The sequence below is a fragment of the Bhargavaea ginsengi genome (assembly GCF_900109165.1).
Taxonomy (GTDB): Bacteria; Bacillota; Bacilli; order Bacillales_A; family Planococcaceae; genus Bhargavaea; species Bhargavaea ginsengi.
Map to the genome: position 1 here is coordinate 23,888 of NZ_FNZF01000002.1, position 22,724 is coordinate 46,611.

The 22,724-nt window shown below is 52.4% G+C and carries 17 protein-coding genes and 2 tRNA genes; 12 read left to right on the top strand and 7 right to left on the bottom strand.

Annotated features, from left to right (window positions below; genetic code table 11):
- Positions 1-42: 42 nt before the first annotated feature.
- Positions 43-1,785 (bottom strand): AAA family ATPase, encoded by a 1,743-nt coding sequence (locus BMX91_RS05340; protein WP_092050869.1) that lies wholly within the window; start codon positions 1,783-1,785, stop codon positions 43-45.
- Between the two features lie 224 nt (positions 1,786-2,009).
- Here BMX91_RS05340 and BMX91_RS05345 point away from each other — a divergent pair, with 224 nt between their 5' ends.
- The 3 genes from BMX91_RS05345 to recQ all read left to right on the top strand — a co-directional run bounded on the left by BMX91_RS05345 (position 2,010) and on the right by recQ (position 5,520).
- Complete coding sequence (locus BMX91_RS05345; RefSeq protein ID WP_092050871.1) at positions 2,010-2,930, top strand: NAD(P)H-dependent flavin oxidoreductase; 921 nt, start codon at positions 2,010-2,012, stop codon at positions 2,928-2,930.
- 278 nt (positions 2,931-3,208) lie between these two features.
- Complete coding sequence (locus tag BMX91_RS05350) at positions 3,209-3,727, top strand: DNA topology modulation protein (protein WP_092050873.1); 519 nt, start codon at positions 3,209-3,211, stop codon at positions 3,725-3,727.
- A gap of 14 nt (positions 3,728-3,741) precedes the next feature.
- Positions 3,742-5,520 (top strand): DNA helicase RecQ, encoded by a 1,779-nt coding sequence (gene recQ / locus BMX91_RS05355; protein WP_092050875.1) that lies wholly within the window; start codon positions 3,742-3,744, stop codon positions 5,518-5,520.
- 149 nt (positions 5,521-5,669) lie between these two features.
- Here recQ and BMX91_RS05360 read toward each other — a convergent pair whose 3' ends face one another.
- Entirely contained in the window at positions 5,670-6,881 is a 1,212-nt protein-coding gene (locus tag BMX91_RS05360; RefSeq protein WP_092050878.1) for a TraB/GumN family protein, read from the bottom strand.
- Positions 6,882-7,050: 169 nt separating this feature from the next.
- On the opposite strand from BMX91_RS05360, the gene BMX91_RS05365 reads away from it, so the two are divergent.
- The 5 genes from BMX91_RS05365 (at position 7,051) to BMX91_RS05385 (ending at position 14,244) form a co-directional block, all read left to right on the top strand.
- Entirely contained in the window at positions 7,051-8,034 is a 984-nt protein-coding gene (locus tag BMX91_RS05365) for a ring-cleaving dioxygenase (protein ID WP_092052084.1), read from the top strand.
- Positions 8,035-8,442: 408 nt separating this feature from the next.
- The gene (locus BMX91_RS05370; protein ID WP_092050880.1) at positions 8,443-10,338 is read left to right on the top strand and encodes a PrkA family serine protein kinase; all 1,896 of its coding nucleotides are present in this window, start codon (positions 8,443-8,445) and stop codon (positions 10,336-10,338) included.
- A 200-nt stretch (positions 10,339-10,538) separates the two neighbouring features.
- Entirely contained in the window at positions 10,539-11,696 is a 1,158-nt protein-coding gene (yhbH, locus tag BMX91_RS05375; protein WP_092050882.1) for a sporulation protein YhbH, read from the top strand.
- Positions 11,693-13,090, top strand: coding sequence for a SpoVR family protein (locus tag BMX91_RS05380; RefSeq protein ID WP_092050884.1), 1,398 nt, complete (start codon positions 11,693-11,695; stop codon positions 13,088-13,090). The genes yhbH and BMX91_RS05380 overlap by 4 nt, the downstream gene beginning before the upstream one ends.
- A gap of 131 nt (positions 13,091-13,221) precedes the next feature.
- Positions 13,222-14,244, top strand: a complete 1,023-nt coding sequence (locus tag BMX91_RS05385) for an LLM class flavin-dependent oxidoreductase (protein ID WP_092050886.1) — start codon at positions 13,222-13,224, stop codon at positions 14,242-14,244.
- A gap of 49 nt (positions 14,245-14,293) precedes the next feature.
- Here BMX91_RS05385 and BMX91_RS05390 read toward each other — a convergent pair whose 3' ends face one another.
- Both BMX91_RS05390 and BMX91_RS05395 read right to left on the bottom strand, forming a co-directional pair.
- Entirely contained in the window at positions 14,294-15,271 is a 978-nt protein-coding gene (locus BMX91_RS05390) for a bile acid:sodium symporter family protein (protein ID WP_092050888.1), read from the bottom strand.
- A complete protein-coding gene (locus tag BMX91_RS05395) occupies positions 15,272-16,669 on the bottom strand; it encodes an FAD-binding oxidoreductase (RefSeq protein WP_245744289.1) in 1,398 nt (465 codons plus the stop codon).
- Between the two features lie 205 nt (positions 16,670-16,874).
- Between BMX91_RS05395 and BMX91_RS05400 the strand changes: the two genes are divergently transcribed.
- A complete protein-coding gene (locus tag BMX91_RS05400) occupies positions 16,875-17,435 on the top strand; it encodes a YhcN/YlaJ family sporulation lipoprotein (protein WP_092050892.1) in 561 nt (186 codons plus the stop codon).
- Positions 17,436-17,682: 247 nt separating this feature from the next.
- Positions 17,683-17,844, top strand: coding sequence for an aspartyl-phosphate phosphatase Spo0E family protein (locus BMX91_RS05405; protein WP_322787451.1), 162 nt, complete (start codon positions 17,683-17,685; stop codon positions 17,842-17,844).
- 51 nt (positions 17,845-17,895) lie between these two features.
- Here BMX91_RS05405 and BMX91_RS05410 read toward each other — a convergent pair.
- A tRNA-Arg gene (locus BMX91_RS05410) sits at positions 17,896-17,969 on the bottom strand.
- A gap of 343 nt (positions 17,970-18,312) precedes the next feature.
- On the opposite strand from BMX91_RS05410, the gene nhaC reads away from it, so the two are divergent.
- Positions 18,313-19,698, top strand: coding sequence for a Na+/H+ antiporter NhaC (nhaC, locus tag BMX91_RS05415; RefSeq protein WP_092052086.1), 1,386 nt, complete (start codon positions 18,313-18,315; stop codon positions 19,696-19,698).
- A 424-nt stretch (positions 19,699-20,122) separates the two neighbouring features.
- On the opposite strand, the gene BMX91_RS05425 is transcribed toward nhaC, so the two are convergent.
- Positions 20,123-20,815, bottom strand: a complete 693-nt coding sequence (locus tag BMX91_RS05425; protein WP_092050896.1) for a DUF421 domain-containing protein — start codon at positions 20,813-20,815, stop codon at positions 20,123-20,125.
- Between the two features lie 102 nt (positions 20,816-20,917).
- Positions 20,918-21,005 (bottom strand) — tRNA-Ser (locus tag BMX91_RS05430).
- Between the two features lie 232 nt (positions 21,006-21,237).
- On the opposite strand from BMX91_RS05430, the gene BMX91_RS05435 reads away from it, so the two are divergent.
- On the top strand, positions 21,238-22,638 hold the full coding sequence (locus BMX91_RS05435) for a M20/M25/M40 family metallo-hydrolase (RefSeq protein WP_092050898.1): 1,401 nt from the start codon (positions 21,238-21,240) through the stop codon (positions 22,636-22,638).
- Positions 22,639-22,724 lie beyond the last annotated feature (86 nt).

Consider the following 22,724-nt stretch of genomic DNA (forward strand, 5'->3'; position numbering starts at 1 on the left):
GACATGTAAAACGCCTCCCGATAATGGGAGGCGTTCATTGTATTAATATGCTTTAGTGGCAACCAAATCGTCGCGGACCACTTTCTTATAACCGACGATTTCCTGGATTTCATCGCCATCGATGGTTTCCTTCGTCATGAGTGCGTCCACAAGGCGGGCGTATTCGGAAGGATGGCTCTTGATCAGCAGTTCTGCCATCTCAAGGGCTTCTTCGAACAGTTCCTGCATTCGTGCTTCTTTTTCATTATTGTTGAACGTGAGCCTGAACCCGTCTTGGAGAAGACCGGTGTCAACCATTTCCTCGAGCAGGTGTTTGGCCTGTTGGACATCACCGCCGACACCCAGGCTATGTTCTCCAAGATGGAGCCGCTCGGCTACGCCGCCGGCAAGGATCATGGAGACACGGTCAAGCTGCTCACTCACGGTCGACAGATGCAGTTCCTTCTGTAGAGGAGCGACATAGCCAAGTGCCATACCGCGCGGGATGATCGTCGCCTTTCGGACGGAGCCCGGGTTTGTGAGCGCCTGAACCAGCGCGTGGCCGGCTTCGTGGATAGCTACCCGGTGTTTTGTGTCCGGATCGTTCAGGGAGCGGGCAGTGCTTCCGAGAATAGTGCGGTCGATCGCAAAGTCCAAGTCTCTCTTGGCGATTTCGGTACGGCCATCCCGGAGTGCCCGCCGGCTGGCCATTTCAAACAGGGAGCTTAGCTCAGCGCCGGAAAAACCGGAGGTGCTTTCAGCCAGTGAGTCAAAAGATGCTGCGACTTCCGGTGCGAATACTTTGCCTTTCGTATGGATATCGATGATCTCCCGTCGGCCCTGGGTATCCGGCAGCGGGACCTGAAATTCAAAGTCGATCCGGCCCGGACGGACGAATGCGTCATCCAGCATATCTTTCCGGTTGGTCGCCGCGATAAAGAGGATTCCGTCGTTGTCGTTACCGCCGTCCAATTGGACAAGAAGTTCAGTGAGGGTTTTTTCGGATTCCTCGCCGCCGTGCTGCTTCCGCTTGCCTGCCAGCGCGTCAACTTCGTCAATAAAGATAACAGCGGGGCGCTGCTTGCGGGCGTTCTCGAAAAGAGTACGGACGCGGGATGCGCCGACACCGACGAACATTTCGGTGAAGGCGGCACCGCTCGAGGAAAAGAACGTCGCGCCGATTTCCCGGGCAATAGCCTGTGCGAGAAGCGTTTTCCCGGTGCCCGGAGGTCCATAGAGAAGGATTCCCCGGGGCGGTGTCAGACCGACTTCTTCTGCGGCTTTCGGATCCTTCAGAACGGCCAGCGCCTGCCCGATTTCGTCTTTCATCTCATCAGGGATTCCACCGATGTCGTCGAGTGTGACATCCGGGAGCGGAGCGGCTTTAGCGGCGCTCTGTTTCATTGAAGAAGCCGTTCCGAGCTTGCCTTTTCGGTAGAGGATGAAGAATGTCACTGCGATGGCACCGAAAATCCCGGCGAGGAGGAGCCGGTCTGCAGTACTTTGTTTTGAATACTCATAGTTCACTGCGTGATTCACAACCAGCTGTTCGACACTCTGGCTGTTCGGCGGGACGTTTGTCCGGTAAGTTCCGTCCGGCGTTTCAAGAGTCAGCGTACCGGAAGCCGATTCGGTGAGCGTCATCATCGTGCCGGCGTCAGATTGGACCAGTTCCTGGATTTTTGCGAACGGGACCTCTGTCGGCCGGGTGCTGTCGTACCAGAACCACCCGGCTCCACCGACTGCCACGACGAGAAGCAATGCGACAAGAAACACTTTTGAAGAAAGTTTGGAAATCGGCTTCAAGACGGTCAACTCCTAAGTCAGAATAAGCCCATTATAGCGGAATTTCTTGTTCCTTTGTAGGAAAAAGAGTTGAGTCATATCTTACAATTTATTGTCGGTAAGGAAAGAGTCGGCCTGATAAAAGAATGAACAATCATTCATTGCGTCTTGACATGATTGGAATGGAGGGTAAGAATGAGAGTGGAAGTGTCTTAATGATCTGAATTCGAAAAGGGGTGGGGGATATGCTCAAACTGCCAGTGATCGTGGCACCGATGTTCCTGGTGTCCAATCCGGAAATGGTGATTGAATCAGGGAAGGCGGGTGTCATCGGAACGTTTCCGCTGCTGAACGCGCGTCCCGTATCGGCGTGCGCGGAGTGGCTTCAGCAGGTGAAGGATGGACTGGGTGATACGCCTTGGGGAGTCAACTTCATCTGCCATAAAAAAGCGAATCAGCGTTACAGTGAAGACCTGGAATTGATCAGGAAATACGAGCCGCCGATCGTCATCACCTCACTTGGCCATCCGGGGGAGGTTGTCGAAGTGGTGCATGCATACGGCGGCAAGGTTTATTCGGACGTTGCTAACGTGAAGCATGCGAAAAAAGCCGCACAGAGCGGCGTGGACGGGCTCATACTTGTCTGCGCAGGCGCGGGAGGCCACGGCGGATTGCTGAATCCGTTCGCCTTTATCTCGTCGGTGAAGACATTCTATGACGGGGCGATTATCCTTTCCGGTGCGATGTCAAGCGGTGCGGACGTGGCGGCCGCACGTGCGATGGGAGCGGATTATGCCTACCTAGGCACGCGGTTCCTCGCAGCTGAAGAAAGCGCTGCATTTGAAGACTACAAACAGATGGTCATTGACTCGACCGTGGAGGACATCATATACACAGATGCGATTAGTGGAGTTCCGGCCAACTTCCTGACTCCTTCGTTGATCAGGCAGGGACTGGATCCGGAGAATCTGAAAGGGACAACGGGCAAACTGGACTTCTCCGGTGAAGACGAAATTAAAGCCTGGCGGGATGCCTGGTCCGCCGGCCAGGGCGTCACCAATGTCACCGAACGCGAAACTGTGGCGCAAATTGTGGAGAAGTTGACGAAAGAATACGAAGCTGCAATCGACAGGCTCGCGGAAGACCGCAGCGGGATTGTTCATTAAGATATGTAGGAGGCACCGGCCAACGCTGGTGCTTTTTTGATGGGAATTTACGGAGCGGGAAGAGGAGTTGCCGACGCGAAATGTATTGTTGCGGTCGCGAGAAATCGGTTCGTGCGGACGTGAATCCGGACGTTGTGGCCGCGAAGAGTAGACTTGCGGCCGTGAAATTACAACTCGCCGACGCGAATCCAACTACCTCCCTTTAAAACTTTCGGGAATGGGAACCTATCGTCCGATGCGTTATAATGAGAGTCACACAAAAGGATCGGGGGATCGTCATGGATCGCATCATGCTGATCGGGCCGGGCGGAGCGGGGAAGTCGACGCTCGCCCGCGAGCTGGGGAAACGGTTGGGCATTGAGGTCCATCACCTGGATGCGCTTCTGTGGAAGCCGGGATGGACACTGACGACACGGGATGAACAAAAGGAGATCCAGCGCGGACTCTTTGACGGGGAGCGCTGGATCGTCGACGGGAACTATGGAGCAACGATGGATCTGCGGCTGCAGGCGGCTGATACGGTGATTTTTATGGATATGCCGCGACGCGTCTGTATGTACGGCATTTTCAGTCGCCGGATCCGGTATCATGGGAAGACGAGGCCGGATATGCAAAAGGATTGTCCGGATCGTCTCAACATTGAATTTGTTAAATGGGTCTGGAATTATAGGAAAAACAAGCGGCCGGGAGTTCTCAGCAAATTGAAGAGCCTCGGTTCGGATAAGCAAGTGATCATATTGAAAAGCAGAAAGGACGTCCGCCGATTTCTTGAGGAGATCGGACGGCGTCCTTCATGATTGGAGTGTCAAGCATGCTCGAGCAGGCGCATGAACAACTAAAAACATATTTCGGCTATCCGTCTTTTCGTCCGGGACAGGAGCGGGTGATCGGCCAAGTGCTGACTGCCGAAGACACGCTCTGTGTCATGCCGACGGGCGGCGGGAAGTCGGTGTGCTACCAGATACCCGCGCTTGTCAGGGAAGGCACGACACTGGTCATCTCCCCCCTTATCTCATTGATGAAGGATCAGGTAGATGCATTGAATGAGATCGGCATTCCCGCAGCCTACATTAACAGTACGCTATCACTGGATGAGTTTCGCTATACGATGGAGCGGGCAAGGGCAGGGGCTTACAAGCTTCTGTATGTCGCACCGGAACGTTTCGAGTCGGATTACTTCCTCCAGGATCTGGTCCGTATGGATATCCCGATGGTGGCGGTCGACGAGGCACACTGTATCTCCCAGTGGGGGCATGACTTCCGACCGAGCTACCGGCTGATCGGCAGTGTCGTCGAGGCGTTGCCGGAGCGGCCGGTGATCCTCGCGCTAACCGCGACGGCGACTCCCGAGGTGCGGGCGGACATTTGCAGGCAGCTCAATATTCCTCAGGGTAATACAGTCCTGACCGGATTCGAACGGGAAAACCTTTCCTTCTCCGTCGTCCGCGGACAGGACCGGGGAAAATTCGTGAAGGACTTCATTAAGAAAAACCGCGAAGAAGGCGGCATCATCTATGCCGCAACACGAAAAACGGTCGACGCACTGTATGAAAACATGAAAAAAGCGGGGCTCCCTGTCGCGCGCTACCACGCAGGACTTCCTGAAGAGGAGCGGCGCGATGCGCAGGAAGCGTTCTTGAATGATGAAGCGCGGATCATGGTGGCGACGAATGCGTTCGGCATGGGCATCGACAAGTCGAACATTCGCTATTGTATCCACTACCAGCTTCCGAAAAACATGGAAAGTTACTATCAGGAGGCGGGACGTGCCGGCCGTGACGGACTGCCGAGTGAGTGCATCCTGCTGTATTCTCCACAGGATGTGCAAACCCAGCGTTTTCTGATCGACCAGACGGATGACCGGGACGGCATCCCGCGCGAGCTTGAAAAACTCCAGGCGATGGTGGATTACTGCCATACCGAGGACTGCCTGCAGCAGTACATCGTCCGACACTTCGGCGACTCGGATACACACGCCTGCGGCCGCTGCGGCAACTGTACCGACGACCGTGAAAATATCGACGTGACGGAAGATGCGCAGAAAGTGCTTTCCTGCATCATCCGGATGGGCCAGCGGTGGGGCAAGGCGATCACTGCCAAAGTGCTCTGCGGCTCGGCGGACAAGATGGTGAAGGAGCGGGAGTTTGACGAACTGTCGACCTACGGCATACTGAAGGGCGCTTACAGCATGAAGGAAGCGACGAACCTGATTGACTTCATGATCTCCCGTGATCTGATTGGCGTCAGCCAGGGAGAGTTTCCTACGATTTTTGTGACGGCGAAGGGCAAGGAAGTCCTGACGGGCGGCGAGCGTGTCAGCCGCAAGCAGGCGGTCGTCACCGTTGCAATCGGCGATGCAGACCCGTTGTTCGAGAAACTGCGTGACCTGCGAAAGTCGCTTGCCGATGAGGCAGGGGTTCCGCCATATGTCATCTTCTCGGACAAGTCGTTGAAGGACATGTGCGCCCGTAAGCCGGCCGATGAGGAAAGCTTCCTGGAAGTGCATGGCGTCGGGGAGAACAAACTGGCGAAGTACGGGGAACCATTCCTCGAAGCGATCCGGGAGTTCCAGTCAGCGGAAGTAAAATAGAAAGACTTGCAGGCACTTCCGGATGAAGGATTCCCGACAGCGCTTTTGTAACACTCTGGTGCGCATGCGTAACACTCGGCACTTTATTCGCTTGTCCCACTAACACACAACAACCCGTACAGGAATAAATCCTGTACGGGTTGTCTCGTTTAAAAGATATGCTGGAAAAATGACCGGACGACATCAGCGCCTCCAATAAAGGTACCGAGCGAGCTTCCGATATTGCCCAAAACAACGACGAGCAGGACGCGGGTTGCCTTGTTCTGCCAGAACCCTTTCACGCTGAGTACATCATCCGTGAGTCTTTGGAAATCCTTGACGCTCGGTCGGGTAAAGAAAGCCTGCACGAGGCCGGAAAACCAGCCGACAGCAAGAAGTGGATTCAGAGAAGTGAATGGTGCCGCGGCAAAGGCGGTAAGAACCGCAAGCGGGTGGCCCTTGGCAAGGATTGTACCCAGTGCCGCAAGTGAACCGTTCCAGAGCAGCCAACTGAGCATCTGGCTCGTGGCAACGTCGCTGTTTTGCATGAACGTATAGGCGATGATGCCGATGATGAGGAGCGGAATCGTCCATCCGACGACTTTCGGCCAAACCGGTTTTGGCGGTTTTTCATTAAGCTTTTTCAGATCATGCTTTTTGTGAATTTCCTCTGTGATTCCTGGCACATGTGCCGCTCCGAGAACGGCAACGACTTTTTTGCCCGGAGCGGTCCGGATCTTTTCGGCTAGGTACTGGTCACGCTCATCGATGAGCGGTGTTTTCAGCCGGGGGAAGGCTTCCGTGAATTCGGCAAGGACTGCGTTTAGCGTATCCTGGGATTTCATCTTTTCCATTTCATCTTCGGAAATGTCATCGCGGCTGAAGATGCTCGCGACAACAGAAGTCAAAAGCTGTGCCTTTCCCCCAGGCCCGAGGTTCCCCCAGATTCGTGAGAACGTCGTCTGGATGTTCCGGTCGGCGAGGACAAGTTTCGCTCCAGTTTCCTTTGCCGACTCAATCCCCTGGATCATCTCCGCTCCCGGTTTGACGTCAAACTGTTTGGCCATCCTGTTTTGGAAGGACGAGATGGCCAGGTTCATAAGCAGGAGCGATGATTTCTTCTCCTTGATGATTTTGAAGATGTCCATCTCTTCCCAGCGGTTGCCGTTCGTGATGGCTTCAAACCGCTGTTTGTCCAGCTCTACAGCGACTGTGTCGGGCTGTTCCCGGTCGATGACAACCTTTACCTGCTGTGCGCTCAGCTTTGAAACATGAGCTGTTCCGATTAAAATGACTTCCTTGTCATCCAGCTGAATCCTGGTGACATTCTCCTCCTCAAGGGCGGATGCTGCCTCTGGCAGGGTGATTTGATTATCTTCCATAGATTGTTCCTTCATTTCTGTAGTGGTCATACCATCAATGATGAAGGAAGAACGGTTAAAGTTCAATATTTTGGGCAAAAGAATTGAAGTGGCAGTGAAATGGGTGTATTATTATCTTGAAATCAAGATAAGGGAAAACAAAACAACCCAATTTGGAGGGGAACCACATATGCAAAGCTTGAAAGGCATGCACCACGTTACCGCAATTACGAGTTCCGCTGAAAAGAATTATGAGTTCTTCACTTATGTGCTCGGCATGCGCCTCGTGAAAAAAACCGTCAACCAGGACGATATCAGTACGTACCATCTGTTTTTCGCAGATGACAAGGGCAGCGCTGGAACGGATATGACGTTCTTCGATTTCCAGGGAATTCCGAAGGGAACCCACGGCACGGATGAAATCCACAGGACTTCCTTCCGGGTGCCTGATGATGCCGCGCTTGATTACTGGGTCAAGCGGTTTGACCGACTGGAAGTCAAGCATGACGGCATCAGGCAGCAATTCGACCGCAAAGTCCTGCCGTTCACCGATTTTGACGGCCAGCTGTATCAGCTGATCTCTGATGAAGGGGATACAGGCGTCGCACCGGGTATCCCTTGGCAAAAAGGGCCGATTCCGCTCGAGTATGCCATAACCGGGCTCGGACCGATCATCTTGCGTGTCAGCAATATCGACTATATGAAACAGGTCATGGAAAAAGCGCTCGGCTTCCGGGAAATCGATAAGGAAGGATCCGTCTATCTGTTCGAAGTCGGCGAAGGCGGCAATGGCGCCCGTGCCATCATTGAGCACAACGCAGTACTTCCGCGCGGCATGCAGGGCTTCGGCACGATCCATCACAGCGCCTTCCGCGTGGAGGACCGCTCCGTTCTCGAAGACTGGATCGGCCATATGGAAGGCATGGGCTTCAATACATCAGGCTATGTCGACCGCTTCTACTTTGAATCCCTTTACGCACGCGTCGCACCGGGAATCCTGTTTGAATTCGCTACCGACGGTCCCGGTTTCATGGATGATGAGCCGTATGAGACGCTCGGTGAAAAACTTGCCCTGCCGCCGTTCCTCGAGCCGAAGCGGGAACAGATCGAATCCTACGTCCGCCACATCGATACGATGCGCAGCGACAAGGAAATTAAGAAAGAATACGAATAAGGATCAAACCGGGCCGCGCGCCCGGTTTTTTCTTTTGGCGGATTGTTTGTACCGGCACCCGTGCGTTTCGCGCCGGGAACTTGGGAATTGGAGCCGGCAGCGGAGTTTGCGCCGGCAAGTCCCGGTTTTGCGCCGGCATCCGTGCATTTCGCGCCGGGAACTTAGGATTTCGCACCGGCACCCGTGCATTTCGCGCCGGCAAGTCCCGGTTTTGCGCCGGCACCCGTGCATTTCGCGCCGGCAACTCCCGAATTCGCGCCGACAACCGAGCGTTTCACGCCGGCAACCAAGGAATCCACGCCGGCACCACAAGATTCCACGCCGGCCAGGCCAGAATCTTCTCTGCATCATCAACTGCCCGTCCGTCGCATACGTTGTAGAAATGAAGCACTGACTGGAGGCGATCAGTTGGACATCCTGGAGAAGGCAAAACGGCATCGTGAAGAAGAAGACCGTCTAAAGTGGGAAGGGACATTCGCGGATTATCTGGAGATCTTAAAACAGCGGCCGGAAGTTGCGCAGAATGCACATTCACGTGTTTACAATATGATCAGGAGCCATGGCATCACGGAGGTTGATGGAACCCGCAGATACGGCTTTTTCGGTGAAGAGATTTTTGGACTGGAGGAAGCGGTCGAGCGGCTCGTTGAAGAATATTTCCACCCTGCGGCAAAGCGGCTGGATGTGCGCAAACGGATCTTGCTGTTGATGGGTCCGGTCAGCGGCGGGAAGTCGACAATCGTAACCCTTTTGAAACGTGGACTCGAGGCCTATTCACGGACAGATGAAGGGGCCGTGTATGCCATCAAGGGATGCCCGATGCATGAAGACCCGCTTCACCTTATCCCGCTGCATTTGCGCGAGGAGTTCAGACGATCTTACGGCATCCGGATCGAGGGAGCGCTCTCACCTCTGAATGCGATGAGGCTCGAGCAGGAGTACGGGGGCAGGATCGAAGATATGCCGGTCGAACGCATCTTCCTGTCGGAGGATAAGAGGGTCGGTGTCGGTACCTTCACTCCATCAGATCCGAAGTCACAGGATATTGCGGACCTGACCGGAAGCATTGACTTCTCGACCATCGCGGAGTTCGGATCGGAATCGGATCCGCGCGCGTACCGTTTCGACGGAGAACTCAACAAGGCGAACCGCGGGCTGATGGAATTCCAGGAGATGCTCAAGCTGGATGAAAAATTCCTCTGGCATCTGCTGTCACTCACCCAGGAAGGAAACTTCAAGGCCGGCCGGTTTGCCCTCATCAGCGCCGATGAGCTAATTGTCGCTCATACGAACGAGACCGAATACCGCTCGTTTATCGCTGACAAAAAGAACGAAGCGCTGCACTCCCGGATTATCGTCATGCCGGTGCCGTACAACCTGAAAGTATCAGAGGAAGAGAGGATCTACCGGAAGATGATCTCTGACAGTGACATGGCGCATGTGCATATCGCGCCTCATGCGCTCAGGGTTGCGGCGATCTTTTCTGTGCTCACCCGTCTGAAACCGTCCAGGAAACAAGGCGCGGATATTGTCAAAAAGATGCGCCTGTATGATGGTGAGAATGTCGAGGGCTTTAGCGCAGTCGATGTGAACGAACTGAAAAAAGAGTTTGCGGACGAAGGAATGAGCGGAATCGATCCGCGGTATGTCATCAACCGCATCTCGTCCGCCATTATCCGGAAAGATGTACCGGCGATTAATGCGCTTGATGTGCTGCGTTCGCTCAAGGACGGGTTGACCGATCATGCCTCGATCAGTGATGAGGATCGGACCCGGTACATTGAGTATATCGGCATCGCCCGCCGGGAATATGATGATATTGCTAAAAAGGAAGTCCAGAAGGCATTTGTCTACTCGTATGAGGAATCGGCGAAGACGCTAATGGATAATTACCTGGATCATGTCGAAGCGTTCTGCAATAAAAACAAGCTGCGCGACCCGCTTACAGGCGAGGAGCTGCCGCCGGATGAGAAGTTGATGCGCTCCATCGAGGAGCAGATCGGCATATCGGAAAATGCAAAAAAAGCGTTCCGCGAAGAGATCCTCATCCGCATCTCCGCCTACGCAAGAAAAGGCAAGCGGTTTGATTACAACTCGCATGACCGCCTGCGCGAAGCCATTCAGAAAAAGCTATTCGCAGATTTGAAGGATGTTGTAAAGATTACCACTTCTTCAGCCACTCCCGATGAATCACAACTTAAGAAAGTCAACGAAGTCGTTGCACGGCTCGTGGACGAACACGGATATAACAGTACTTCCGCGAACGACCTGCTCCGATATGTCGGGAGCCTGCTGAACAGATAAGGGAAATTGATCCGCCTTCCTGAGAAGGCGGATTTGTTCTGATTGACAGCACTCTGGGAACCCGGGGAAGCGGCAAATGACATGCAGCTCATCAATTTGTATCTATCAGATATTTCTTTCATAATTCAGAACCTTGTCAAGCGTCCGCTCCGCCATGCATATGATAATGGAAACTCAAGAAGAGGAGAGGCGGGTGGAGCATGAAGGAATTTGGCCGGTTTGTCGTATCTCAAGAAGACTGGAGCCTCCACCGGAAAGGCCACGAGGACCAGAAACGTCACATGGACAAGGTGAAAAAGGCGATCCGGGAAAACTTGCCGGATCTGATCAGTGAAGAGAATATTGTGATGTCGGATGGGCGGAAAGTAGTGAAAATCCCGATCCGCTCGCTCGATGAATATAAAATCCGCTACAACCATTCCAAGTCGGAACATGTCGGGCAGGGAAAGGGAGACAGCAAAGTCGGGGACGTCGTTGCGAAGGATGGAAACAGTCGTCCGGGCCAGGGCAAAGGCAAAGAAGCGGGAGACGCTCCGGGGGAGGATGTCTACGAGGCTGAAGTGTCTGTAGCGGAACTTGAAGAAGCGCTGTTTGCGGAGATGGAGCTTCCGAACCTGGAGCGGAAGGAACAGGCGGACATTGTCACCGACCGTATCACATTCAATGATATCCGGAAAAAAGGACTCATCGGCAACATCGACAAAAAGCGGACCATCGTTTCTGCCCTTAAACGGAATGCCATGGAAGGACGCCGGGGAATCATGCCAATTCTGGACGACGACCTAAGGTTCAAAACATGGGAAGAGGAAAAACGTCCGGAGTCACGGGCAGTCGTGATCGCCATGATGGATACGAGTGCCTCGATGGGCGCTTTCGAGAAGTATATGGCAAGAAGTTTCTTTTTTTGGCTGACCCGCTTTCTCCGGACAAGGTACAGCTCCGTCGAGATCGAATTCATCTCCCATCAGACAGATGCCAAGGTGGTAACGGAGGAAGAGTTCTTCACCAAGGCGGAAAGCGGCGGCACACGGTGCTCCTCCGCCTACCGGTTGGCGATGGAACTCATCGGTGAAAAGTACAGCCCGGCACGCTACAACATCTATCCGTTCCATTTCTCAGACGGGGAGAACATGACCTCGGACAACAAGGAAGTGCTCCGTCTGGTAGCGGAACTGCTGGAAGTCTCCCGCATGTTCGGTTACGGGGAAGTGAATGAGCACAGCCGCTACTCAACGATGCTTACGGCGCTGAGGACAGTGGATGATCCGAAGTTCCGGCATTATGTCCTGAAAGAAAAGGCAGACGTCTACCATGCCCTGAAAAGCTTCTTCCGGAAAGGGGAGGCGGTCGGATCGTGACTGATGCAAAAGCGCTGGAACGCGCAATCGCCGAAATTACCGAGGTGGCAGAAGGGTTCGGTCTCGACTTTTACTCAATGCGCTATGAAATCTGCCCGGCGGACATCATTTATACATTTGGCGCATATGGGATGCCGACCCGGTTCAGCCACTGGAGTTTCGGCAAACAGTTTCACAAAATGAAGCTGCAATATGATCTTGGCCTTAGCAAGATCTACGAACTGGTCATTAACTCGGATCCGTGCTTCGCATTTCTCCTTGACTCGAATTCACTGATCCAAAACAAACTGATTGTGGCCCACGTCCTGGCCCACAGTGACTTCTTCAAGAACAATGGTCGTTTTGCGAATACCCGCGGGGATATGGTAGAAAGTATGTCTGCCACCGCCGAGAGAATTGCAGAGTATGAAATCCTCCATGGGAAGGAACGAGTCGAGCGCTTTCTGGATGCTGTGCTGGCGGTACAGGAACACGTGGATCCTTCACTGATCATCGTTAAAGATGACGGAGAACAGAGTGAGGCGCCTGCTGTCCGGACAACACCTTATGATGATCTCTGGGCACTGGACCGGCCTTTGGGCAAGGATTCACGTCCGCAGGCACCAGCCAGAAAGAAGGTTCCTGAAAATCCGGAAAAGGACATCCTTTACTTTGTCCAGGAACACAGCCGTGAACTGGACGGTTGGCAACGTGACATCCTGACGATGATGCGTGAAGAGATGCTTTACTTCTGGCCCCAGCTTGAGACCAAGATCATGAACGAGGGCTGGGCGACCTTCTGGCATCAGCGGATCATGAGGGAACTTGACCTCACGCCGGCCGAAACGATCGAGTTTTCCAAGCTGAACGCGGGCGTGATCCAGCCTTCGGCGACCTCGATCAATCCATATACGCTCGGTCTTCGCATTTTTGAAGACATTGAACGCCGCTATGACCATCCGGATGAAAGCATGAGGAAAAGAGGAGTCGGGCGAGGCAGCGGCAGGGAAAAGATCTTCGAAGTACGGGAAATCGAATCGGATACTTCCTTTATCCGTAACTATCTGACGAAAGAGCTCGCGGAACAGGAAGACCTATACCTGTTCGGCAAGCGCGGTCACGAGTACAGGATCACAGAAAAGGACTTTGAGAAAGTGCGGGACCGCCTCATTTCCTCCCGGGTGAACGGAGGATTCCCTTATCTGGTCGTTGAAGACGGCGATTATCTGCGCAACGGCGAACTGTACCTGGTGCATCAGTATGAAGGCACGGAGCTTGATCTGCCTTATCTCGAGCAGGTTCTGCCGCATCTCCATCATCTTTGGAGCCGGACCGTCCACCTGGAGACGATTGTGGAGGGCAGAAAGATTTGCTTTTCATGTGATGGAAAAAAGGTGACAAGGCGGGCTTTATAGAAAACTTTAAACCTCCTTCCGGAATCGGAAGGAGGTTTGTTTACATAATACTATTATTCGTAAGGCAAGCAGTTTCTTGGTAAGGCGGCGTGGGATGGCGGTATCATGTTTAAAGAGAAGGAGTGATCCGATTGGAATTGATCCGAGAAAATGCCAAGAAATTTGAAGGAATTCCGCTGTCCGTCCTCGATCTTGTACAGGTCAGGGAAGAGGATACGCCGGCTGATGCCATCCAAAACAGTGCAAAGCTGATTCGCCGTGCCGATGAGCTCGGCTATAACCGTTACTGGCTTGCCGAACACCATAACTTCGAAGGGATTGCGAGCTCTGCCACGGCCGTTCTGATCGGTCGACTTGCATCCGAGTCCAAGGAGATCCGTGTAGGTTCCGGCGGGGTTATGTTGCCGAACCACGCACCACTTATCATTGCGGAGCAGTTCGGCACGCTGGATGCGATGTATCCCGGCCGGATCGATCTCGGACTTGGCCGCGCGCCAGGGACTGACCAGCAGACGATGTGGGCGCTCCGTCGCAATTTAAAAGGCGGGCCTGATGAGTTCCCGCGGGATGTACAGGAACTGGAGACCTATTTCGAGGGCGGGGAAGACATGCCTGTGCGAGCATTTCCGGGTGATGGCCAGGATATTCCGATCTGGCTGCTCGGTTCAAGTGGGTTCAGTGCGCAGCTTGCTGCGAGAAAAGGACTCCCGTTTTCATTTGCCAGCCACTTTGCGCCCGGCTATATGGACGCAGCGCTTGAACTGTACAGGGATGGTTTCGAACCTACCGATAAAATGGAAGAGCCTCACGCCATGCCGGGAGTCAATGTACTGATTGCCGATACTCAGGAAGAAGCGGAATACCTGATCACGACCCATATGCAGCAGTTCCTTTCGATCATCCGGAACAGCCGCGGCAAGATGCAGCCGCCGGTCGAGGATATTGAGGCGCTGTGGACTCCGTATGAACGCCAATACGTTATGCAGACACTCGATCCAAGAACCACGCTGTTTGGAACTAAGGAAAAAGTACGGGAAGGGCTGCTCCGTCTGATCGATGAGACACAAGCAGATGAACTGATCGTCAATACCGTCGCGTACGACATCGATAAGCGGATCCATTCCTATGAGCTGCTCGCCGAAATGATGGATTAAAAAATAACCTCTGCCGGTTAGGGCAGAGGTTATTTTTGTTGATGGCGCCTTATTTGGCAACTGCGTTTTTAACGTGAGCAACAGTCTCGTTGTCTGTTTGGTTAGTTGAACGCTTGGACCAGACAGTGGCCAGAATCGGACCTGAAATATTGTGCCAGATGGCACCCCAAACACTTGGAAGCGCTGCGAGCGGGCTGAAGTGTGCCGTCGCAAGAGCAACACCAAGACCCGAGTTCTGCATGCCCACCTCCAAGGAGATAGCCCGGCAGTCGGTTTCGTTCAATCTGAATGCCTTGGCCAAGAAGTAACCAAACAGCAGGCCGGCTCCGTTATGAAGGAAGACCGCAATGAAAACGATGAACCCGGCAGAAGCAACATTACCGGCATTGGCCGCAGTAACCGCCATGACGATGATAAGGATGGCGATAACCGAGATAAGCGGAACGACCGCGACACTTTTCTGTACAAGCCGCGGAAGAAATCGCTGGACCAGCAAGCCGAGAGCAATCGGAAGGATGATCACTTGCACGATCGACATAAACATTGATCTGGCATCTACGGGGAGCCATTGGCCGGCCAGCAGCAATAGGATGGCAGGTGTCGCGATTGGTGCCAGAAGAGTCGAGAACGAGGTCATCGCGACAGAAAGTGCCACGTTGCCCCTTGCAAGATAAACCATGACATTGGATGCAGTTCCTCCAGGCACGCAACCTAGAAGAACGAGGCCTGCTGCCAGTTCGGCCGGCAGCTGCAGCAGTGTCGCAATGGCAAATGCCGTAAGCGGCATGACCGTATACTGGAGCAGTACGCCGGCGATTACAGGAATCGGATTTGTGAAAACAAGTTTAAAGTCGACAGGCTTTAGGGTAAGTCCCATTCCGAACATAACAATCCCGAGAAGGATCGTGATAAAGGCTCCAAGTGGAAGGAACGGATCCGGAACGAGGTATGCGATGATAGCCGCGGCAATCACGAAAATCGCAAAATTCCGGCCGGCAAATGAACTGATTGATTCAAGTACTTTCATTTAATTTTCCTCCTTCGGCGGATTGAACAGCTTTCCGGGGTTCATCAGGTTTTCCGGATCAAGTGCCCGCTTGATCGTTTCCATGACTCCCAGAGCGGCACCGTGCTCACGGGCCTGGTATTTCAATTTACCGACGCCGACTCCATGCTCACCGGTGCAGGTGCCGTTACGGTCGAGGGCGTAGCTGACAATAGCTTCATTCAGCTCATCTGACTTGCGGACTTCATCAGGGTTGTTCATGTCGATCATGAGGATGATGTGGAAGTTGCCGTCACCCACATGGCCGGTAATGCCGCCGATCAGGCCCATGTTGTCCACGGTTTCACGGGCATGGTGCACCGCCCCGGCAAGTTCTGAAATCGGAACACAGACGTCGGTGACCATCATTTTACGTCCGGGATGGCTGTGGATATAGGAGTAGGCGAGGTGGTGGCGTGCTTCCCACAGCCGGTTCATGCCTTCCTGGTCCATCTCGAACTCCAGGTTGTCGCAGCCGAGGTCCGAGACAATTTCTTCTGTAAACTCGATGTCCTGGCGGAGCCCCGCCTCGTTGCCGCTGAACTCGAGGAATAGGGTCGGCTTCACCGGATAGCCGGTACCGGCATGACGGTTGACCTGCTGCATCGAAGGCTCGTCGACAAGTTCTACGCGTGAGATCGGAATCCCGGCCTGCTGGATTGAGACAACTGCAGTTACAGCCGCGTCGATAGTCGGGAAGGAAGCCCTTGCCGCTGCGATCTGTTCAGGGATGCCATATACGCGCAATGTCAGTTCCGTGAAGCAGCCGAGAGTGCCTTCCGATCCGACAAACAAGCCGTTCAAATGAAGGCCGGATGCTGATTTTGCGGCGAGGCTGCCAGTGTGAATGACCGTTCCATCAGCCAGTACAACTTCCAGATCCCTTACCTGATCACGCATGACCCCGTATTTGACTGTGGTGGTTCCGCTTGCATTGGTGGCTGCCATGCCGCCCAGCGTGGCGTCTGCACCGGGATCCACGGAGAAAAAGAGGCCATATTTCTTTAATTCTTTGTTTAGCTGGGTTCGCGTCACACCCGGCTGGACTCGCACAAGAAAATCGTCTTCATGGATTTCGAGGATTTGGTTCATCAGCGAAAAGTCGATGGTGATTCCGCCATCATAAGGTATGACATGTCCCTCCAGACTCGAACCAAGGCCGAATGGAACAATTGGGATCCGGTGCCGTGCTGCCGCCTTGACGACGGCGGCCACTTCTTCCGTCGACTCCGGAAAAACGACCAGATCGGACGGCCGTACAGCATGATAGGATTCGTCCCTTCCGTGAAGGTCACGGACCGTATCATTGACCGTCGCCCTTTCCTCTCCAAGCAGTTCCCTGAGTTCTTCCAACAAATTACCAATTGAATTCACAGCCAACATACTTCACTCCTTTTCTCGTTGCAGCTTGCCAAAGATGAATAATATTATGAATTATACGCCATGAATTATTAATTTCAAGACGATTTGCAAAAGTTAAAATCGATTAAAACGCTTACATCATTTTCGGACGGCCGGTAACAATTTCCTTACATAATCATTTCCAAAGGAGCCATCATAGGCAAAAAGGAAAGGAGGATGAGATATGAACAAGCTTCTGTTCAGCATGGCTTCAATGGCACTTGTGCTTGGACTTGCGGCCTGTGGCGGGAACAACGATGATCCATCAATGTCTTCAAACGGACATGAGGAAAATGATGTCGGAACCGACAAAAACCCTGACCAGAACGGCAGCAACCCGGACAACGGGGCGATGGATGAGAATGGGGAAAATAATGGCGGACAAAACGGCAACGATTCTGGAGAAGGCGACATGAACAACCTCAAGCGAGACAAGGAAACGGCTGACCGAGTATCCACGGTGGAGGGCGTGGAAAGTGCAACTGTCTTCTTATCAGATGACAATGCCTATGTGGCAGTTGAACTTGCCGAAGGTACTGAGGAAACTGATGAGCTGAAGACAAAGGTCAGTGATGAAGTGAAAGCCGCAAAACCGGATGTCGAAAATGTATTTGTTTCGGCAAATCCGGACTTCGCCAAGCAGTTCCGGGACTACGGGGAAAGATTAGACCAAGGCGATCCGGTTGAAGGATTCATCGATGAATTTGGAGATCTGGTCAGAAGGGCCTTCCCAGACGCCCAATAATAGACTGAATTTCAGACTTCACAATAAGTCCTTCATTATTATACAAAGCCGAAACAGGCATTAAGTCCTGATTCGGCTTTGTTTTTTTATGAAGGGATGGTTGTTTAGACTAGGCAAATGTGAACATTTAACGAATTTCAGAATCCTGCTGTTTTTCGACAAACCTTGCATGATTCGCGCGGTATGATGAACAAGTTGCTTTAAACCATCATAATCATACAAACACGGAGGCAAAATGGACATGGATATGTCGAAGAAGATTTTGAAAAATCGGATTTTCTGCAGGAGAATGCTCATGTACTGGAAAGCCCGCCAGTACGGACTAACTCACCCGAAAACTGTCAAATGCAGCCAGACGCTGGATAACCTGCTTAACAGATACCAGAATTATGACCAGCATTGTTCCTGATAAATAAACGGAAAAGGCGCCGATCCAATTGGATCGGCGCCTTTCGCTTAGCGTCCCAGGGGAGATTCGAACTCCCGACCTACAGCTTAGGAGGCTGTTGCTCTATCCTGCTGAGCTACCAGGACATGTGCTTGCGACGTTTTCCATTATACACGATTCAGCTGCCAATGCAAAAGGGCAAATTTTTTTGTGCAGTCTTACATGTGAACCGGAAAGATCGAATTGATTTGAGGCATCAAGATAAACGAATTCTTGATATTACTAAATGGAAAGATGCAAAATTTCCTGACATCTCACGAGTAATTTTGCATTTACCAGAAAAAATGTTTCGATTATGATCGATATAGCGCTTACATTTCATTCTCATAAGGGGGCTGAATTCAGTTGAGAAAAGCAGACCAACATCATGAAGACAACAGCAAGCAGCTGGAGTTTAGCTTTTTCTGGGCAATCGTGCCTCTGGTAGTCATGATCGGAATCATGCTTTACACGGTTGTCGAACTCAAACAGGGACCACACATCCCGCTGATTGTAGGCACAGTGACAGCCGCACTAGTAGCGATAAAGACAGGATTTTCCTGGAAAGAAGTAGAGGAAATGATGTATAAGGGGATCCGGCTGGCACTGCCGGCAGTGGTCATCATTATTCTCGTGGGACTCATCATCGGTTCGTGGATGGGCGGGGGAATCGTCGCTACAATGATCTTCTATGGTCTTAAACTGCTTAGCCCAACGTATTTCCTTGTCGCGATCTGTCTGATTTGTTCGATTGTATCACTGGCAATCGGCAGCTCCTGGTCGACGATGGGAACAATCGGTGTCGCAGGCATGGGCATCGGGATGGCGATGGGGATTTCACCGGGTATGGTCGCAGGTGCGGTTATTTCCGGCGCTTACTTTGGCGACAAGCTGTCGCCGCTATCGGACACAACCAACCTTGCTTCAGGACTGACGGATACCGATTTGTTCGACCATATCAAGCACATGCTGTGGACAACGATCCCGGCCCTCATCATTGCACTCGGAATCTATGCGTTTCTCGGTTCAAATGTGAGCGGAGCGATTGACGCTGAACAAATTGCACAGACCGCTTCCGTTATGCAGGAGAGTTTTCTGATTTCTCCATGGCTACTCCTCGTACCGATTATTGTCATCGGTATGGTGGCGCTCAAGGTCCCTGCTGTTCCCGCTCTTGTCATCGGGGCTGTGCTTGGCTTTCTCTCTCAGGTATACATTCAGGGGGATGATGCCACGGCAGCTCTCACGGCATTGCAGGAGGGCTATGCCATTGAGACAGGCAACGCCCTGGTGGACGCTCTGTTCAATGGCGGAGGATTGGATTCGATGATGTACACCGTCAGCATGACCATCGTTGCTATGACGTTCGGCGGAATTCTTGAGTATTCCGGAATGCTCAAAGCCATCATGAATCAGCTTTTGAAGCTGATCCGGAGCACGGGATCGCTGATCGCTTCAACAATCGGGGCAGCGTTCCTCACGAATGCCTCTTGTGCGGAACAGTACATATCGATCGTCGTTCCGTCCAGGATGTTTGCGGGAACTTATAGGAAGATGGGGCTTGCCTCCAAGAACTTATCCCGCGCTCTGGAAGACGGCGGCACGCTCACATCAGTCTTCATCCCGTGGAACACATGCGGGGTGTTCATCTTTGGCACACTTGGCGTCGGGGTGCTTGAATACGGTCCGTACGCCCTGTTGAATCTGCTCTGTCCGGTCATTTCAATCATTTATGCATATACAGGACTCACAATTGCCAAGATAGAAGGCGGAGGCAGAGGTGAGGGCGGCATGAAAGAACCGGCAAAAACGAAAAGTGAGCTTCAGCACGTCTGAGCCTGGAAGCAGGAACTCATTGAGTGAATCCAGTTCTCATTCTCGGTGCTCCTGATTCGTATCACCAAGTGGTGGAGGCGTTTTGCATCCCGTGTCGATCAGCAGCCAATAGAAAGTGTATATAGCTATATCCAGATTTTCGGCGCAAACAACCGGGAGATTCGGGAAGACATTGGCTTTACTATCCTAAAAAGTCCTCAAAAGCATATCAGTCAGACTGCAGCAGGGAAACGGTCGCACAGATTCCCTCCGATTTTGGCTATGAGCCGGTCCGGCAGGTTGCGATTGACGACGATTGGTCCGCATTGCGGTTCCGGAAAGCATCAGATATCAAGAAAATGACTCGTTCGTTTGCCTATACGGATGAAGGGAAGAAAAGGACGGAAGGCAAACAATCCTAATAGCACATACTAAAGGGGCGCAATCAGCGCCCCTTTTTCCTTTGTACGGCCAATGTCCCGTCAGGCAAGTATTCCGCGTAGAACACATCCGAAACAGATGTGATGTTCTGCTTTCTCAGCTCACTGATCAGCCAATCCGGCGATAAACCGAGTTCGTTCATTTCGTGACTGGCCAGTTGACCGTCCATAACGACAGTGGTCGGCAGATTTCTGTGTGGTTTCTGGGGAACCTGCAAATCGTCTTTTGTGACGGGAGCATGTCCGGATCTCATCGTGACACTCAATTGGCCGTTTGGCTCAAGAATGGCATATTCCACTCCGGATATTGAAAAAGCGTGCTCTCTTCGCAGCAACATTGAGAGATCATCCAAGTTCAACCTGAGCTGAGCAAGAATTTCTTCCTGTACGATTCCCTTGCGAATAAGGATGGAAGGTTCGCCGTCGGTCAGTACCCGGGTTTTCTTGGACTTCAAACCTGCAAACCCCAGGAGGATAACTGCAGCGCACCAGACAATCAGGGCAATCAGGTCATGAATTGTATCATTGCCTGCAGGTCTGACAGCCAGGTCGGCCGTAATCGAACCGATCGTAATTCCTGCGATGTAATTAAAATAAGTCAGCTGGCTCATCTGTTTTTTGCCCATGATCCTAGTAAGGAGAAGAAGGGCAAAAAAAGCGAACAGTGAGCGCAAAATGGTCACCAGGTATTCGTCCAAGCGATTCCACTCCTAAAAATCATGATCGGTATAGGGTGTGGAATCCGTATCAGACTATACAAAAAAGCACCGGATTTCCAAACGGAAAACCGGTGCCGGTAGCGGAGATGAGAGGATTTGAACCCCCGCGGCGCGTGAACGCCCTAACTGATTTCGAGTCAGTCCCCTTCAGCCTCTTGGGTACATCTCCATGATTTGATGACAAATGAAATTATATCATTCGAGAAAAAGGTCCGCAACCCTTTTTAAATGATTTTTTCTGATAGGGCCCACTTGAGTGATGACCGGGCTTTACTGCCCATCCAAGTCGGACTGGAAGGCTGGAATTCAAGACAAATGAACCATAACTTTCTCCGGATTCCAAATAGATTCAAGCTTGCTATGATTTATATGTCTGAATATTTTAAATGGGGAGGAAGTATATGAAAAACAAGACGATTGCACTCACACTGGCCGCCATGCTGGCGGCAGGCGTCGCTGCGCCGACAGCTGTCATTGCACAACCGATTGAATCAGGATACCAGGAAGCGCTTAATCAGTTTGACCAGAAAGCGATACGAAAAATCGATGTGGACCGGATCTACAACCACATTGCTACGCTTTCAGAAGCTCCTCGGGTGGCAGGTACAGATGTGGAGAACCGGGCTGTTGATTACCTCCGTGATGAGTTCAAGTCTTACGGTTATGATGTCGAAGTCCAGCCATTCACTTATGTCGGCTATACGGAACCGACCCGTATTGAACTCGATGTGCCTGGTCATGAAGGTGAGCTGAACCCGGGTAATTTCACTTATGGCATTTCCGGTGATGTGACAGCCGGTCTTGTCGATGCGGGAATCGGCTCACCGGCGGATTTTGAAGGAATCGATGCGGAAGGAAAGATTGCAGTTGTCCAGCGTGGCGAATTCAGCTTTGCTGAGAAAATTGTAAATGCCGCCGACGCGGGTGCAGCCGGAGTAGTCATCTACAATAACGGTCCGGGCGCTTTGAACGGAACCCTCGGGGGCCACGATGACCGATTTGTGCCGGCCGTCTCGCTTTCTCAGGAACAGGGGCAGTCCCTCCTCCAGCATATGAACGGAAATCCGGGTGCAGAGGCACGGATCTTGGTGGAAGGAGCTGAAACAGGAGAGCATACTTCCCACAACGTGATTGCCACGAAGCATCCGACAAACAAGAAAAAGGACACAGGTGAAGTAATCGTAATCGGATCCCATATGGACTCTGTTCCGGGAGCGCCTGGTGCAAATGATAATGCTTCGGGTACTGCAGTGACACTGGAACTTGCACGTGCGATGAAGAATCTGCCGTCAGACACTGAAATCCGTTTTGCTTCTTTCGGAGCGGAAGAACTGGGCCTGATCGGCTCTCACCATTATGTCAGCGAGCTTTCCGATACGGAAAAGGACCGGATCATCGCAAACTTTAACCTGGATATGGTCGGAAGCCGAGATGCAGGTGATCTGATCGTGGCTTCCGTGGACGGGGAACCGAATCTTGTGACGGAGCTGACCCAGAAGGCGAGCGCAAAGCTGAACGGGGAGCCGACAACACGCGGAAGAAGCGGTTCGAGTGACCATGTACCGTTCCACCAGGCAGGCATCCCTGCGGCTCTCTTTATCCACAGCCCACTGGAGCCTTGGTATCATACGCCACAGGATACGCTCGACAAGATCAGCAAGGAGAAACTTTTGGATGTTGCTGAAATCGTGGCAGCTGCCGTATACGACAGGGCCCGTTTCGATAACCAGAATCCGAAAGATAAAAAACGCAAAGAAACTACAGTTCCAAAAGAAGCGTTCTTCGAACAGTCGATTCGATGAATTACAACACTTTAACAAACTCCTGATCCGAATAAATGCCTTCACTCCTAAATTGGAGTGGGGCATTTATTGATTTCACTTGATCG

Bases quoted from the DNA above. Each gene is read 5' to 3' on its own strand.
- BMX91_RS05345 (WP_092050871.1), top strand. From the start codon at position 2,010: ATGCTCAAACTGCCAGTGATCGTGGCACCGATGTTCCTGGTGTCCAAT.
- BMX91_RS05350 (WP_092050873.1), top strand. From the start codon at position 3,209: ATGGATCGCATCATGCTGATCGGGCCGGGCGGAGCGGGGAAGTCGACG.
- recQ (WP_092050875.1), top strand. From the start codon at position 3,742: ATGCTCGAGCAGGCGCATGAACAACTAAAAACATATTTCGGCTATCCG.
- BMX91_RS05360 (WP_092050878.1), bottom strand. From the start codon at position 6,881: ATGGAAGATAATCAAATCACCCTGCCAGAGGCAGCATCCGCCCTTGAG.
- BMX91_RS05365 (WP_092052084.1), top strand. From the start codon at position 7,051: ATGCAAAGCTTGAAAGGCATGCACCACGTTACCGCAATTACGAGTTCC.
- yhbH (WP_092050882.1), top strand. From the start codon at position 10,539: ATGAAGGAATTTGGCCGGTTTGTCGTATCTCAAGAAGACTGGAGCCTC.
- BMX91_RS05390 (WP_092050888.1), bottom strand. From the start codon at position 15,271: ATGAAAGTACTTGAATCAATCAGTTCATTTGCCGGCCGGAATTTTGCG.
- BMX91_RS05400 (WP_092050892.1), top strand. From the start codon at position 16,875: ATGAACAAGCTTCTGTTCAGCATGGCTTCAATGGCACTTGTGCTTGGA.
- BMX91_RS05405 (WP_322787451.1), top strand. From the start codon at position 17,683: ATGTCGAAGAAGATTTTGAAAAATCGGATTTTCTGCAGGAGAATGCTC.
- nhaC (WP_092052086.1), top strand. From the start codon at position 18,313: ATGATCGGAATCATGCTTTACACGGTTGTCGAACTCAAACAGGGACCA.
- BMX91_RS05435 (WP_092050898.1), top strand. From the start codon at position 21,238: ATGAAAAACAAGACGATTGCACTCACACTGGCCGCCATGCTGGCGGCA.